Annotated in this window: 13 protein-coding genes and 1 pseudogene; all 14 read left to right on the top strand. The window is 61.9% G+C overall.

Annotation, left to right across the window (positions count from 1 at the left end; all coding sequences use genetic code 11):
• Positions 1-35 precede the first annotated feature (35 nt).
• Complete coding sequence (locus ACP7DE_RS11295; protein ID WP_426072198.1) at positions 36-1286, top strand: phage portal protein; 1251 nt, start codon at positions 36-38, stop codon at positions 1284-1286.
• Positions 1264-2112, top strand: coding sequence for a head maturation protease, ClpP-related (locus ACP7DE_RS11290; protein ID WP_426072197.1), 849 nt, complete (start codon positions 1264-1266; stop codon positions 2110-2112). The genes ACP7DE_RS11295 and ACP7DE_RS11290 overlap by 23 nt, the downstream gene beginning before the upstream one ends.
• On the top strand, positions 2112-3398 hold the full coding sequence (locus ACP7DE_RS11285; protein ID WP_426072196.1) for a phage major capsid protein: 1287 nt from the start codon (positions 2112-2114) through the stop codon (positions 3396-3398). The genes ACP7DE_RS11290 and ACP7DE_RS11285 overlap by 1 nt, the downstream gene beginning before the upstream one ends.
• A 52-nt stretch (positions 3399-3450) precedes the next feature.
• Complete coding sequence (locus tag ACP7DE_RS11280; protein ID WP_426072195.1) at positions 3451-3612, top strand: hypothetical protein; 162 nt, start codon at positions 3451-3453, stop codon at positions 3610-3612.
• A gap of 2 nt (positions 3613-3614) precedes the next feature.
• Entirely contained in the window at positions 3615-3956 is a 342-nt protein-coding gene (locus ACP7DE_RS11275) for a head-tail connector protein (protein ID WP_426072194.1), read from the top strand.
• Entirely contained in the window at positions 3956-4294 is a 339-nt protein-coding gene (locus tag ACP7DE_RS11270) for a head-tail adaptor protein (protein WP_426072193.1), read from the top strand. Before ACP7DE_RS11275 ends, ACP7DE_RS11270 begins: the two co-directional genes overlap by 1 nt.
• 5 nt (positions 4295-4299) lie before the next feature.
• A complete protein-coding gene (locus ACP7DE_RS11265; protein WP_426072192.1) occupies positions 4300-4788 on the top strand; it encodes an HK97-gp10 family putative phage morphogenesis protein in 489 nt (162 codons plus the stop codon).
• The gene (locus ACP7DE_RS11260; RefSeq protein WP_426072191.1) at positions 4785-5192 is read left to right on the top strand and encodes a hypothetical protein; all 408 of its coding nucleotides are present in this window, start codon (positions 4785-4787) and stop codon (positions 5190-5192) included. Before ACP7DE_RS11265 ends, ACP7DE_RS11260 begins: the two co-directional genes overlap by 4 nt.
• A gap of 69 nt (positions 5193-5261) precedes the next feature.
• Positions 5262-6473 carry a phage tail tube protein gene (locus tag ACP7DE_RS11255; RefSeq protein WP_426072190.1) on the top strand — a complete coding sequence of 404 codons (1212 nt, stop codon included), beginning with the start codon at positions 5262-5264 and terminating at the stop codon, positions 6471-6473.
• A gap of 89 nt (positions 6474-6562) precedes the next feature.
• Positions 6563-7021: a hypothetical protein gene (locus tag ACP7DE_RS11250; RefSeq protein WP_426072189.1), complete on the top strand. Its 459-nt coding sequence runs from the start codon at positions 6563-6565 to the stop codon at positions 7019-7021.
• A gap of 68 nt (positions 7022-7089) precedes the next feature.
• The gene (locus ACP7DE_RS11245; RefSeq protein WP_426072188.1) at positions 7090-7341 is read left to right on the top strand and encodes a phage tail assembly chaperone; all 252 of its coding nucleotides are present in this window, start codon (positions 7090-7092) and stop codon (positions 7339-7341) included.
• 36 nt (positions 7342-7377) lie between these two features.
• Positions 7378-12612 carry a tape measure protein gene (locus ACP7DE_RS11240; protein WP_426072187.1) on the top strand — a complete coding sequence of 1745 codons (5235 nt, stop codon included), beginning with the start codon at positions 7378-7380 and terminating at the stop codon, positions 12610-12612.
• A 14-nt stretch (positions 12613-12626) separates the two neighbouring features.
• On the top strand, positions 12627-14081 hold the full coding sequence (locus ACP7DE_RS11235) for a hypothetical protein (RefSeq protein WP_426072186.1): 1455 nt from the start codon (positions 12627-12629) through the stop codon (positions 14079-14081).
• Positions 14078-15264: pseudogene (locus ACP7DE_RS11230) on the top strand (hypothetical protein); the annotation flags it as partial. The gene ACP7DE_RS11235 and the pseudogene ACP7DE_RS11230, both read left to right, overlap by 4 nt.

The following is a 15264-nucleotide window of genomic DNA, read 5'->3' as shown; positions in this document are numbered from 1 at the left end:
CTGCAGCGCCGGAGGCACAGTCACGCCCAAGCGATGTGAACGAAGTCCCGGCGCCGGCCGCCGCAGCGCCGGTGGTGCCGAGTATCCAGGCGTCGACCGGACACCTGTTTGCCGGCCTGGATGATCCCGACCTGCTGGCCTTCATGCGCACCGGTAGCGGCACAGCGTCGGGCGCCTACGTCAATGCGTCGAAGGCGCTGCAGAACATGGCCCTGCTGCGCTGCGTCACGCTGATCTCGGAATCGATCGGCATGCTGCCGCTCAACCTGGTCGAGCGCGGCGATGAAAAGCGCTATGCCACCGAGCACCCGCTTTACGACATTTTGAAAGCCAAGCCGAACAGCTGGCAGACAGCCTACGAATTCAAGGCGCTGATGCAGCTGCGCGTGATGATGCACGGCAATGCCTACGCGCGCGTGATCTGGTCGCGAGGCCAGGTGCTGCGCCTGATCCCGATGTGTCCGAAGCGCGTGACGGCAGAACTGGATGACAGCTGGAACATGACCTACAAGTTCGCCCGCAAGGATGGCAGCCAGATCCCGCTGCCAGCGGAAGAGGTATTCCACCTGCGCGACCTGTCGGAAGACGGCGTGACGGGACTGTCGCGCGTGCGCCTGGCGCATGAGGCCATCGGCATCGCGCAGCAGGCCGAGAAGGCTGCAGCGCGCCTGTTCAAGAACGGCGTCATGGCCGGCGGCGCACTATCGGCGGCTGGCGCACTTACCGACAAGGCCTTTGGCCGCTTGCAAGACTCGATCAACGACAAGACCGGCGCCGAGAACGCTGGTAAATGGATGATCCTGGAAGAGGGCCTGAAGGCTGAGCAGTGGGCAACCACTGCGGCCGACGCTCAGCACATTGAAAACCGCAACCACCAGATCGAGGAAATCGCCCGCGCCATGGGCGTGCCGCGCCCGCTGCTGATGATGGACGACACATCTTGGGGCAGCGGCATCGAGCAGCTGGCCATCCTTTTCATCCAATTCTCGCTGCAACACTGGTTCACGATCTGGGAGCAGGGCATCGAGCGCACCCTGCTGTCGAAAGATGACGGCAAGAAGCTGCGCGCCAAATTCAACGAACGCGCGCTGCTGCGCGGCACCTTGAAGGACCAGGCCGAATTCTTTACCAAGGCGCTGGGCAGCGGCGGCCACGCGCCGTGGATGACACAAAACGAAGTGCGCGATCTGCAAGACCTGGCCCGTTCCAATGACACGGGCGCAGACGAGCTGCGCGCGCCCGCCAACCAAGCGAAGACACTCAATGACCCTGTTAAAACTGCCTGAAATCAACGCCGCCCAGGGCCTGGGCAACATCCAGTTCGACATGCGCCCTGACGCGCTCGAGCGCTGGGAGCCGGGCATCCGCGCGGCGGCCGACGACGACGGCCCCACCATTTCCATCTACGACCGCATCGGCGAGTCGTACGACGGCGAGGGGGTGACCACCAAGCGCATTTCCGCAGCCCTGCGCAACATCGGCGCGCGCGACGTGACGGTGAACGTCAACTCGCCCGGCGGCGACTTCTTCCAGGGCGTGGCCATCTACAACCTGCTGCGCGAGCACAAGGCCAAGGTCACCGTCAAGGTGATGGGCATCGCCGCCTCGGCCGCGTCCGTCATCGCCATGGCCGGTGACGAGATCCTGATGGGTGACGGCGCCTTCCTGATGATCCACAACGCCTGGGCCATGGCGATCGGCAACCGCCACGACATGATCAAGGCATCCGAGCAGCTGGCGCCCTTCGATGCGGCCATGGCATCCGTCTACGCCGCCCGGTCCGGGCTGAGCGCGGCGGAAGCGGCCGCCATGATGGACAAGGAAAGCTGGCTGGGCGCAGCCCAGGCTGTCGAGCAAGGATTCGCCAGCGGCATCCTGGCGCGCGAGCAGATGGGTCACGATCCCGAGGCCAGCGCCGACACGAAATATCTTGCGATGGTGGAAGCGGCCATGGCCCGGGCGGGGCATTCCCGCTCCGTGCGCCGCGAAGCCATCAAGTCCCTGTTTTCTGGCACGCCGGGCGCTGCTGGAAAAATCGCCACGCCGAGCGCTGGCACCAAAGAAGTCGCAGCGTCACTGCAAACCCTGATCAACAATATGAAAGGCAAATAATGAAAAAAGTAATGATGACCAGCATCGCCACGGCGATGATCGCCAGCGCCCTGGCGGCGCACGCTACCCAGGCCAGCCAACCCGTTCCGCGCGGCATCGTGGCGGTGCGCGCCGACGGCGATGTGAATGCGCTGATCGAAGGCGTCAACAAGGCATTCCATGATTTCAAGGCCGAGCACACCAAGCAGCTGGACGAAATCAAGAAGGGCAACGCCGACGCGCTGCAGGCGTTGAAGGTGGACAACATCAACGCCGATATCGCCAAGCTGCAGGCGGCTGTCGACAAGGCCAACGAGCAGATCGCGGCGTCCGCAATGAATGGCGGCGGCGCGGCCCTGAAGGACAAGGAATATACCAATTCCTTCCAGTCCCACATGCAACGTGGCACCGTCGAAGCGAGCATGAACAAAGGCGCTGCTCCAGAAGGCGGTTTTCTGGCGCCAACCGAATGGGATCGTACGATCACCAATCGTTTGCTGGTGGTATCGCCAATGCGCGGTATCTGCTTCGTGCAGCCGACGTCGAAAGACAGCTTCACTAAGCTGTTCAACAACCGCGGCGCAACCTCGGGCTGGGTGGGTGAGGCCGCTGCGCGCCCAGAAACCAATACGCCAACGTTCGGCAGCTTGACCTACAAGCCTGGTGAGATTTACGCCAACCCGGCGGCAACACAGCAAATGCTCGACGATGCCGAGGTTAATCTGGAGGCCTGGCTGGCCGGCGAAGTCGATGGTGAATTTGCACTTCAGGAAGGCGCTGCATTCCTGTCTGGTAATGGCGCCGACAAGCCAACCGGCATCCTGACCTACATTACCGGCGGCGCCAATGCGGCGGCGCACCCGTGGGGCGACATTAAAACCGTCGCCAGCGGCTCGGCGGCCGCCTTGACCTCGGATGGCATCATCGATCTGATCCACGCCCTGCCTGAAGAGTACACAGGTGAGGCGCGCTTCATCATGAGCCGCACGACGCAAGGCTCGATTCGAAAAATGAAAGATGGCCAAGGCAATTACCTGTGGCAGCCGTCTATGCAGGCAGGCCAGCCTGCAACCCTGTCGGGTTACTCCATCACTACGATGCCCGGCATGCCGGCGGTAGCGGCAAACAGTACGCCGATTTTGTTTGGCGACTTCCGTCGCGGCTACATGATCGTCGACCGTATGGGTGTCCGTGTGCTGCGTGATCCATATTCGAAAAAGCCTTACGTCCAGTTCTACACCACCAAGCGCGTCGGCGGTGGCCTGTTGAACCCCGACACCATCAAAGCCCTCAAGGTCTCAGCATAACCGTAACGCCCCGGTCCACCCCGGCCCGGGGCCGCTATTGAAAGGAAAAATCATGATTTTCAGTAAAGTGTTTCAAGGCGTGCGCGACGGCGAAATCTACCCCGAAACGTTCCAGCCAGGTGACGAATGCCCGCCCGAGCTGGTCGACGCGGCGCTGAGCCTGGAAGTGCTCGAAGTGCCTGAGCCGGTCGAGTCGAAGAAAAAGGACAAGTAATCATGTTCCTGACACCTGAACTGGCCAAGGGCTACCAGCGCATCGTCGGCAACGATGAGGACGCCGTGATCGGCCTGATCCTTTCGGCCGCTGAGCGCGCCGCGCTGGCCTACCTGAACCGCCAGGTGTTCGTCGACTTTGCCGCCATGGATGCGGCCATCACGGCCGGTACCGCCGGCGAATTTCCGATGGTAATCGAGGACGATATCAAGCTCGGCATGTTGAAGATCTTCGGCGACATGTACGAGAACCGCGAGGACAGCGTGCTGGCCGTGTCGGTGGCGCGGTTGCCGCTGAGCTCGAAAGAGCTGCTGCGCCCGCACCGCATCGGGAATGGCGTCTGATGCGCGCAGGCCAGCTGGACCGCCGCGTCACCATCGAGCGCCCGGGCATGGTCGAGGGCGAGTATGGGCCGCAGCCCGGCGGCTGGGCGCCGTTCGCCACGCGCGTACCGGCCCAGGTGCAGGAAGCCTTGCCCAGCAAATCCGAAACGGTGCAAGAAGGCTTGGCCGTGGCCACGCGCCCGGCGCGCCTGCGCATGCGCTACCTGCGCGGCATCACCTCCGACATGCGCATCACGCTGCATGGTGAAACCGACGTGGTTTTCCAGATCGTTGGCGGCCCGGCCGAGATTGGCCGCCGGGAATGGCTGGAAATGACTATTGAGCAATATTCAACCTAGGGGCAATGATGGCTGACGACCGCAATATCACCGGCGGCAAGGCGCTGGACGATTTCCTCAAGTCCTTGCCGGCCAAAATCGAGCGCAACATCATGCGCTCGGCGCTACGCCAGGGCGCCAACGTATTCAAGGCCGAGGTGCGCGAAAACATTCCCGTCGACAGCGGCGAGCTGCGCCGCAGCGTGCGCGTGGTCACCAAGGCAAAGGGCGGCCAGGTTACGGCATCCGTGCGCGTGGGCAACAAGCGCGCCTGGTACGGCCACATGGTCGAGTTCGGCACCAAGCCGCACAAGATCGTGCCGAAGAAGAAGGGCGCCCTGGTCATTGGCCAGACCCGCGCCATGGTGGTAGACCATCCAGGCGCCAAGCCGCACCCATTCATGCGCCCGGCGTTCGATACCAAACCCGCCGCTGCCATTGCTGCCGTGGGCGCGCAGATCCGCAAGCGCCTGACTGCCGAGGGCATCAACGTACCGGCGCCAGAAACCGAATGAGCGCAGTCAAGGCGATCCGCACGCTGCTTGTTGGGAATGCGCCGCTGGTGGGATTGGTTGAAGCCGCGAAGATTGTTGCCGGTACGGTCCAGCAAGGCACCGTCTTGCCAGCAATCGGCATCAAACACATCGGCACCGTGGCTCTGGGGGCCATCGATGCGCAAGCTGAGTCCTCGCTCGTCACGAGCCGCGTACAGGTGACGGCATACGCGAAGGGCTACTACGGTACTACCAAGAAAATCTTGGAGGCCGTGCGCAAGGCGTGCAACTACCAGCGCGGCAACCTCTCCGGGGTAGACGTGGTCAGTGTCCTGATAGATATGGATGGCCCGGACCTCGAATACGACGATGCTATCCACTGCCAGTCGACCGACTACATGGTGACGTTCCATCGACCGAATTAGCAGCCGTCAGATTTTTTTAACCAGCCCGCAATGCATCCGCTTGCGGGTTTTTTTGTCCAAAGGAAATATATGGGTACCGCAAGCGGAATTTATAAGCAGGTCACGTACAAGGAAGAATTGACGTACGGCGTGCTGCCGGCCTCGGCTGCCGGCCAGTCGATCCGGCGTGTCTCGTCGTCGCTCGACATGACGAAAGACACCTATCAATCGGCCGAGATCCGGACGGATTTCCAGATGGCCGATTTTCGCCATGGCGGGCGCAAAGTGGCGGGAAGCATTAATGGTGAACTGTCGGCCAAAACCTATTCGGATTTCATGGCAGCGGCATTGAAAAAAAACTTCACTGCAACGGCACCGATCACCGGCGCCTCGATCACCGTCGGCGGCGTAGCCGGCGCCTACACGTTCACGCGAGCCGCCGGCAGCTTTCTGACCGACGGAGTAAAAATCGGCGACGTTGTTCGCCTGACGGCCGGCGCATTCAACGCGGCCAACATTAACAAAAACATCATGGTTACCGCAGTGACCGCACTGGCTCTGACGGGCTTGGTGCTGAACGCATCGCCGCTGGTCGCAGAGGGCCCCATCGCCAGTGCCACCGTAACTGTGGTTGGCAAGAAGTCGATGATTCCGCAAAGCGGACACACCGATAAATCGTTTTCGATCGAACACTGGTATCCGGACGTCCCGACGAGCGAGGTCTTCAGTGGCTGTAAAGTGTCGAAAATCGCGCTTTCACTTCCTCCTACCGGCATGGCCACGTGCAATGTTGAATTCACCGGCAAGGACTCCGTCACCAACGCCGCGCAGTATTTCGCGAGCCCGAGTGCGATCACTACCACCGGCACGATGGCCGCGGTCAACGGCGTGTTGCGGGTGGCGGGCGCCACGATTGCCAACGTTACCGGGCTGACAATCGACATTGCATCGGCTCAGAGCGGAGAGCCGACGGTCGGTTCGAATACTGTCTCCTTCCAGGCGGCCGGACGTGTACTGGTCACCGGCCAGATCACCGCGACGTTCGACTCGACTGCACTGCGCGATGCGTTCTACGACGAAACCGAAATCAGCCTCTACGCGGCATTTACTGCTGACAACAGCGCATCGAGCGATTTCATCACATTCGCCATTGGCCGCATCAAGGTCGGTGGCGCCTCGAAGGACGATGGCGAGAAGACGATCACTCAAACCGTCCCATTCCAAGCGCTGCTGAACCTTGCCGGCGGCGCTGCGCAGGCCACCGATCTGACCACTATCGCCATTCAAGACTCAGCAGCTTAATCGCCGCACCACCAGCGCGGTCTGGCCGTCGGCGCCTTCGCAGGCCCGTCGGTTGGGCTGGGCATTTTATCTACCCGTGAAAGAAACCCATGAACACCCAAGACCAAATCCAAGACCCTAGCAACCTGATGTCCGCCCTGATCGCCAAACTGGACCTGAACGACTATGAGGACATCCCGACCGGCACGCTGGTCTTGACCCATCCGGTCACCGCAGAACCGACGGATTCCCACATCATCCTGGCCAGTGCAGAACACGAGTCGCGCAAGCGCATCGACCTGGCGCGCACGCGCAAGCTGCGCACCCAGTATTCGCAGACCGGCAAGGTACCGTCGAGCGATCCGGTTGATGACATTGCCGACGAGACCGATTATCTGGTCGCGGCTACGCTCGGCTGGAATCTGACCAAGGGCGGCGCACCGCTACCGTTCTCGGCCGCTGCCGCGCGCGAGCTGTACAGCGATCCGAAAAAGCAATGGTTGCGTGCCCAGGCATTGGCTGGCCTGCGCAAAACCGAGCTTTTTATCAAGGACTCCGCGAAAGCCTAGCGGAGTGTTGCCGCGCCGAGTACGAGCTTGCGGCGCGGCAGGGTGACGGCGCCAGTCTGAGGACGCACTTGCGGCGGCTGGCCGCCAACACCGGCAAGGTTGACCCTCGCCTCCAGATCGAATGGCCGCCGCTGGGCCGGTCGATCTGGGACGTGTTTATACGGCTGGGCCGGCCTGCATCCATGAATGGCATGGAGCCGATCAGCATTCAAGAAATCGCAGCATATCAGGACGTGTATCGAGTTCGGCTGACAGGCTGGGAACTCGATGTAATTGACATGTTCGATTCGATTGCGCTTGAGATTTCAAACAACAGATAAAGCCGCCCAGTCCGCGGTTCGTGTAACGGGGAAAATATGATTGTTGGCGATATGGAAATCCGGCTGCGCGCCGATATTGCACGGCTGCAGTCCGACATGACCCAGGCGCGCCGTGTCGTCACCGAGACGCAAGACAGGATCAATGCGGCTGCCAATGCCATGAAAACGGCGCTGGCGGGCATTGGCATCGGCGCCGGTCTGGCCGAAATCATCAAGATGGCAGATGAATACGCCAAGTTCACGGCGCAGTTGCGCCTGGCGTCGACGTCGCTTGCCGACTATGCCGCTTCCTATGAGGCGGTGAAGCGCATTGCGAAAACCTCGCAGCAGGACTTGGCCAGCACGGGGGTGCTGTATGCCCGAATTGCCAACGGGACGCGCGAGCTCGGGACGACGCAAAAGCAAGTTGCCGCCATCACCGAGACCGTCAACCTGGCGCTGCGCGTGAGCGGCGCCACGGCGACCGAGTCGGCGTCGGCCCAGCTGCAGCTGTCGCAGGCGTTCGCATCGGGCACGCTGCGCGGCGAAGAATTCAACGCCGTGAACGAGGCGGCGCCGCGCCTGATGAAGGCGCTGGCTGACGGCATGGGCTTGCCGGTGGGCGCGCTCAAGGCGATGGCAGGCGAGGGGCTGATCACGTCCAACATCATGGCCACAGTGCTGCCGAAGGCGCTGGAATCGTTGCGCGAGGAAAGCAAGAATATCCAGACGATTTCGGGCGCCTTTACTGTTCTCAAGAATGAAATGCTGGAGTTTTTTGGTATCCAAGCGCAGGCCAATGGCACCGTCGCGATGATCACCGGTGCAATCCGGTTGCTCTCTGAAAATTTGGGAGGGTTGGTAATTATCCTTAAAACCCTGACGGCGTATCAAATCGGTACGTGGTTGGCAACCTGGGTGACCAAGACGTATCAGCAAGTATCGGCAAGCATTGCTTTGCGAGCGGCTACGGTAGCAGCGGCTGAGGCCGAAATGGCAAGAACTACTACTCTTGTGGCGCAGTCGCAGGCAGCCATCACCGGTCTTGCAGTCACACATGAGGCTACGCTTGTCAGGTTGCGCTCGGCAAATGCCGACATTGTTGCTGCTGAAGCTGCAATCTCTGCTGCCAGTGCGGCCGGTGCGTTGAGTTTTGCACTTCGCACACTGAGATTGGCAACGGCAGAGCTTGCGGTCGCAGAAACGTTGCGAGCGGCGTATCTGGTAGAGTCGGCAGCGCTTGACCGCGCCAAGGTTGCGGCTCTTGCGCAACTTACAGCGGCAACGGCAGCGCAGGCCGCCGCCCAAGCAGCTTTGAATGGCGTCACTGCCGCAGGCATTACTGCCGCCGGTGTTGCGTCCAAAGCGATCGGATTCTTGGGTGGGCCAATCGGCGCGATTATCCTGCTTCTTGGTACTGCAGCCCTGGCATGGGAGGTGTTCGGAAAAAAAGCCAAAGCAGCCAATGAACAAGCGGCAGAATCTTTTGAAGAGGCCCATGCCAGGATCATCAAGGCCCTTGATACCCAGATCGATAAGCAGCAAAACCTGCTGCAGCTTAAAAATCTTGGTCTGACCAATCAGCAGGCGGAAAAAGAGCTGCCCATCATCAAGCAGCTGGAGGCGGCTACTAAAAGGATGGGCGACCTCAATGCGCGTACTGGTGATTTTGCAGGAATCAGCAACGATGATGCGATTTTCAAGCGTATTGAGTTGAACAAGCAAATTAACGAGTTGCTTGAAAAGCAAGCAAAAGCTACCAAGGGCGCGGCCGATGTTGCGAAGGTCACGGGCAACGAAGCCTATAACGAGTGGAAAAAGACCTATGCCACCCGCGAAGAGCAGCGCGCCGCCGAGATCGCCGACTTGAAATCGCGCAATTTGAACGCTGAACAGTACGCCGATATCCTGGGTCGCATCAATTTGAAGTACGCCGACAAGGGCGCTGCTGCAGGCCTAAAGAAAGAAGAGCAGGCCTATGCCACCCTGATCGCCAGCATCCGCGAGAAGATCGAGGCCGGGCGCCTGGAGAACGCCACCGACGTCGATGCGACCGAGAGCCAGAAGCTGCGCATCAAGCTGGAAGAGGAAATCAAGACAGGCAAGCTGAAACTGGCTGACGCGCACCTGGGGGTGGCGCGCGCGGCGCTGGACGAGCTGGCAGCTGAGGAAAAGATCGCCAAGGCCCGTGCCACAGAAAAGGACGTATCCGCGCGCATTCAGGAAAGCACGCTGGCGCGCCAGGACTCTGCGGCGGCGTTGGCGGTGGAATACCAAATGATGGGCAAGTCCAGCGACGCACGTGAATTGGCCATGGTGGCGGTGCGCGAGCAGACGGCGCTGGAGAAGTTCCTGTTTCAGGAAAAACTGGCCGGCAAGGCGGTCACCGAGGACCAGATCAAGCGCCTGACGGAAGAGGCGGCCGCGCGCGTGCGCGTCGAGCAGGCCACACTGGCGCAGACCAAGGCGCTGGGCTATGCCGCCCAGCTGGCCGACGAGAACCGCCGCTTTGCTGCCGAATCGCTGTTTGACGAAAAGGCGCGCGCTGCCGCGCTGCTAAAAATCGACGCCGCCATGTGGCAAGAGCGCATTGCTTTGGCAGGTGATGGTACCGAGGCCCAGAAGCGCCTGCAGGAACAATACTCGACCTGGTACAGCAACCAGCTGGCCAAGCCCGAGATCGAAGCCAACCGCAAGATGTGGGAATCGATCGATACGACTGCACACGATACGTTCGTGTCCATCTTCGATTCGGGCAAGTCGGCTTTCGACCGCCTGCGCGACACCCTGAGAAACGGGCTGCTGGACCTGCTGTACCAAATGACGATCAAGAAGTGGATCCTGAATATCGGTGCATCAGTGTCCGGTACCGGGGCAGCTGGCCTGGCTTCGGCCGAGGGCCTGGGCCTGACTGGCGGCGCGGCAGGTGGCGGCCTGGGTGGCGTTGCCGGCTTGGCGCAGAGCGCCAAAACGGCCTACACCATCGCCACGCAGGGCTTTTCCGGCGTGGCTGCCGGCATCGGCGGCAGCATCGCCACCCTGGGGAATCTCTTTGGCTCCTCGGCGGTATCTGCGTTCGGTACGGGCATGAGTCTGACCGCTGCGCAGGCCAGCACTGCTGCTGCGGCCTATGGTTCGGCGGGTATGGCAGGTACTGGATCGGCGCTGACGGCCGGTGCAGCGGCTGGGCCGCTGGTTGCCGCGGCTGCAGGCATTGCTGCGGGCGTGCTGGGTGGGCGAGCAATTTCTGGCCAGTACGGCAGCAACTCAACGGTGAATGCCGGTACCGGCATCGGCGCCGTCGCTGGCGCCTTCATGGGTGGCCCGATTGGTGCGGCTATCGGCGGCGCCCTGGGCGGCGTGATCGGCGGCCTGGCAAACCGCGCCTTCGGCATGGGCGACAAGAAGTATGGGGAAACGGGGATCACCGGCACGCTGTCCGGTACAGGCTTTAGCGGTACCGAGTATGCCAAGTGGACGCAGAAGGGGGGCTGGTTCCGTAGCGACAAGAAAGATACGGACCGAAAAGCCGTCGACGCTACGACGTCCAATGCGTTTGTGGAAACATACGCTGCCATTCGCAATGTCTCGGCCGCGCTGGCCGGTACGCTCGGCGCTGACACGTCCAGCCTGGCCACGCGTGTGCAGGCGCTCAACATCAACCTGACCGGACTCACTACTGAGGCCGACAGGCTGGGCGCCGTCACCAAGTTTTTTGAGGGTGTAGGGAATGCGATTGCGCTTGAGCTGGTCCCGAGTCTCGGCCAGTTCAAGGTCGGCAACGAAGACCTGAGCACGACCCTGCAGCGCGTAGCCGGGAATTACGCCGGCGTCGACGCGGCCCTGCAGCTGATCGGCCGCACGTCGCAGGATGCCTTCGGTGCCGTGGGCGTGGCCACCATTGGCGCGCGCGAGAACCTGATCAAGCTGGCGGGTAGCCTGGACTCGCTCACCAGCGGGACCAGTTTCTTTGCTGAAAACTTCCTGACGGAAGCTGAGCAGATGGCGCCCGTGCTGTCGACGGTGGCCGATACGCTGAGCAAGCTGGGCCTGTCCGGCGTCAAATCGGTGGAGCAATACAAGGACGTGGTGCTGGGCCTGGACTTGGCCAGCACGGGCGGGCAGGAAATGTATATCAAGCTCCTGGCCTTGGCCCCGGCATTCAAGGCGGCGGCCGACCACACCAATCTGCTGGCCGCCGCGACCGGCAACTATGCCGCTGTTGTCAAGACCGCCAGCGAGATCGCCAGCGAGCGCATGGATCTGCAAAAGCAGCTGAACGAATTGACCAAAAGCGAATCGGAACTGCTGGCCATCCAGCGCGCCAGCATCGCCGCCGTCAACCGTGCACTGTTCGACCAGGTGCAGGTGGAAAAAGCGGCGGCTTCCGAGCGTGATGCGGCGGCCAAGACTTTGGTAACCGCCAAGGATGCGTTGACCAGCGCCTACCAAGCCGAAAGCTCGGCGGCGCAAAGTGCGCTCGATAAGGTGAAGAATTGGGTTTCGAGCCTCAACAGCATGAGTGCCGGCCTGGCCCTCGGCAATCTGTCCACCCTGACGCCAGAGCAGAAATATGCCGAGGCAAGGGCACAATTCGAGAAAACGCTGGCGGCAGCCAGGGGTGGGGATGCGGAAGCGCAATCGGGCCTGTCGGCCGCAGAGCAGGCATTCCTGACGGCATCCCAGTTGGTGAATGCAAGCAGCACAAAGTATGCGGCAGATTACGCCCTGGTGCAGGCGGCCAATGCTGAGGCGCTGAAGTATGCGGCTGCGCAGGTCAACATGCAGCAGGCCAGCCTGGACGCGCTCAAGGCCCAGGTGTCGGGCCTGATCACGGTCAATGCCAGCGTGCTGACGGTGGCGCAGGCCATCGCCGGGCTGCGGGCGGCGATGGGTGTCGCCACCCGCCTGGGGGTGCCGTTCGATGGCTCCCATGCCGGCGGCCTGGTCAGTGTGCCGTTCAACGGCTATGCGGCCGAGTTGCACCAGGGCGAGGTGGTGGTGGATGCCGCAGCAGCGGCCGCCATGCGCCGCTATTTTGGTGGTGCGCCAAGTCAGGGCGGCGGAAATACGGACGCTCTCGTGGCCGAAATCCGCGCCCTGCGCGAAGAGAACAAGGCTACGCGCGAAGAGCTCAGGGGCTTACGTGCCGATCAGGCCAGGCAAACCGGCGACATCATTCTGGGAAATTACGATGCGTCGGACAAGGCCGCCAACAAGCAAGTGGCCGGTGCCAAATCTGCAGCAATGGCTCCCATTTATGCAGAAAAGATGAAGGGTAAATTAGCATGAACGATGTAGATTTCTTGACCTGGCTGAAAAACCCGCTGGCGATTCCGCTGGTTTTGATCGAGGTGGCCGTGCGCGTCTCGGGTGTGGAGACGACCAAGTATTTGTCCACTGGCGTTTTCGTCACTGGTCCGGCCGACACGCCGTCCAATCTCGCCTATGAGCCCATCGTGTCGACGGGCGTCCAGTTCAGCGAGCAGCTGTCGCTCGATGGCGAGGCCAGCCTGTCCACCGGGGATATTGAGTTGAGCAACGCCAATGGCGAGCGTGACGGCTGGCTCGGTGCCGGCAGCGTCTGGACGAACCGGCCGGTGCGGGCATGGATAGGTGATCCGCGCTGGCCAAGGGCGGACTTCCGCATGATCTTTAACGGCATCGTGGCTGATATCGCACCGAAGGGGCGCGAGATGCTTGCCCTGAAGCTGCGCGATAAGATGCAGTGCCTCAACGCGCCGGCCACTGAAAGCAAGTTGGCCAGCTCGCTGAATGCCGACGCCGTTTTGCCGCTGTCCTTTGGCGAGGTGCACAACATCACGCCCTTGCTGGTCGATCCGGTCATGCTGCAGTACCAGGTGCATGACGGCGCGTGCGAGAGTATTTTTGAGGTGCGTGACAACGGCCTGCCGGTGGCGGCCGTGGCGGTCAACAGCACGGGGAAATTGACGCTCAATGCCAACCCGGTCGGCGCCATCACCGTATCGGTGCAGGGAGACAAGCCGGGCGCCTACGCCAACACCATCGCGGCGCTGGTGCAGCGCCTGGTCACGGGATACGGCAGCGCAGCCGACAGGTTCACCAGCGCCGATCTGGATATTGCCAGCCTGGCGGCATTCGACGCTGCGCACCAGCAGCCCGTCGGCCTGTACCTGCAAGGCCGCACGAATGTGATCAGCGCCTGCCAGTCGCTCACGGCCAGTGTCGGCGCGCAGATGGCGCTGTCACGGCTTGGCCAGCTGCGCCTGATCCAGATTGCGCTGCCGGCTCCCGGCACGCCGACCGAGATCCGTCCGGCACATATTGTGGGCGATACGCTGGAGCCGACCATGCGCCCCGAGGTCGTTGCGGCTGTGAAGCTGGGTTTCTGCAAAAATTGGACCGTGCAGCCAGGCCTGCAAACGTCGATCCCCGCCCAGCACAAGGAATTGTTCGCAACCGAATGGCTGACAGCGACGAGCACGAACGCCCCGGTGCGCACCATTTATCGCCAGACGCTCGATCCAGCCCAGCAAGACACGATGCTGCTGCGCCGCGCTGATGCGGATGCCGAAGCGGCGCGCCAACTGGCCCTGTGGTCGTCTCCACGCATGGTCTACGAGTTCGAGGGGCTGCCGGAAATGCTGATGCTGGAGCTGGGCCAGCCCATCGTGATCTATAACCAGCGCTTCGGGATGGAAGCCGGTGTGCCTGGGATCGTGATTTCCCTGGCGCCCAACTGGGAAAGTGCGCATTGCAAAGTGGGAATTCTCGTATGAGTGTTGTTTTGAATGATCGTGATGCGATGTTGCAAGGCACAATACCGCGCAATATCGACCCCAGTGCCGGCAAGGCGTTGATTCTGCAGGCAGATGCGCAGGCCTTCCGTGTGACGGAAACCGGCATCGGCTCGCCGGAGGCCATCATTTTGCGCGCGCAGTTGATCGGTATTCCGGGCCTGGTCACCTGGAGCGCCACCGACGGTAGTGTGTTGACGGGCACGGGTAACGCCCGCAGCCTGGCGTTCACGGCGATGGGTGCGAATTCCGTGACCGTGACCGCACAAATCTCGCATGATGACGTGACGTACACGCAAAGCCGGGTCATTGCCAAGGCTTTCGATGGAATAACGGGGGCGGCCGGCAGCAAAACTGCAACGGCATATCTGTACCAGTGGGCGGCGACGGCACCAGCGGTACCAAGCGGTGTGACGAAATACACCTGGGCCACCGGCATTAATTCGACTTATTCCGTCAGTGATGGCTGGTCGGTGTCGGTTCCGGCCAATCCTGGCACGCCTGGGCTGCAATTATTCACTGCAACGCGGGTGTTGACCGTCGCGGGGGATACCGCTACATCGACGGTCGGCTACGCGAACGCCGCCATTGCATCAATCGCGGTGAATGGCGCCGTCGGACCGCAGGGTATGCCGGGTGTGAAGAGTGGCACCGCGCGCGCTTACCAATGGGCGACGAGCGCGCCGACGATCACGGGCAGCGCGATCTGGACATGGGCGACAGCCAGTTACAACACCGTGCCGGTGACGGGCTGGAGCGCGACCAAGCCGGCGGCGCCAGCGCTGGGATATACGCTGTACGAAGGCGCGGTCAATCTGGTCGACGGCGCCGGCGCCACCACCTCGCCGATCAACTGGTCGACCGCAACGGTGGCGGCAATCGGCTATGCAGGAACGAACGGGGCACCAGGAAGCAACGGCGCCAATGGCACCAATGGTGCATCGGTCGCTATCGCCTACACACTGGCGGATGCCTTCACGCTTAACCTGACGCCAGCGACGGCATCCCGCGCCGGCACCGCCTATCCCGCTGTCGGCACCTGGGGAGAGACACGCGCCTGGGTGGCGCAGCCGACGACCGCACCGGCGGCCGGCCAGGCATGGTTTCAGTCGGTGGGCATCTACGATGGGGTCAATACGGTATGGGGCGTGCCGTACCTGTCGAA

Source organism: Janthinobacterium sp. DSP2-3-3, assembly GCF_049897325.1.
Classification (GTDB): domain Bacteria; phylum Pseudomonadota; class Gammaproteobacteria; order Burkholderiales; family Burkholderiaceae_D; genus Janthinobacterium.
The sequence above is the reverse complement of the archived record's forward strand: the minus strand, read 5'-3'. Positions and strand labels throughout refer to the sequence as shown.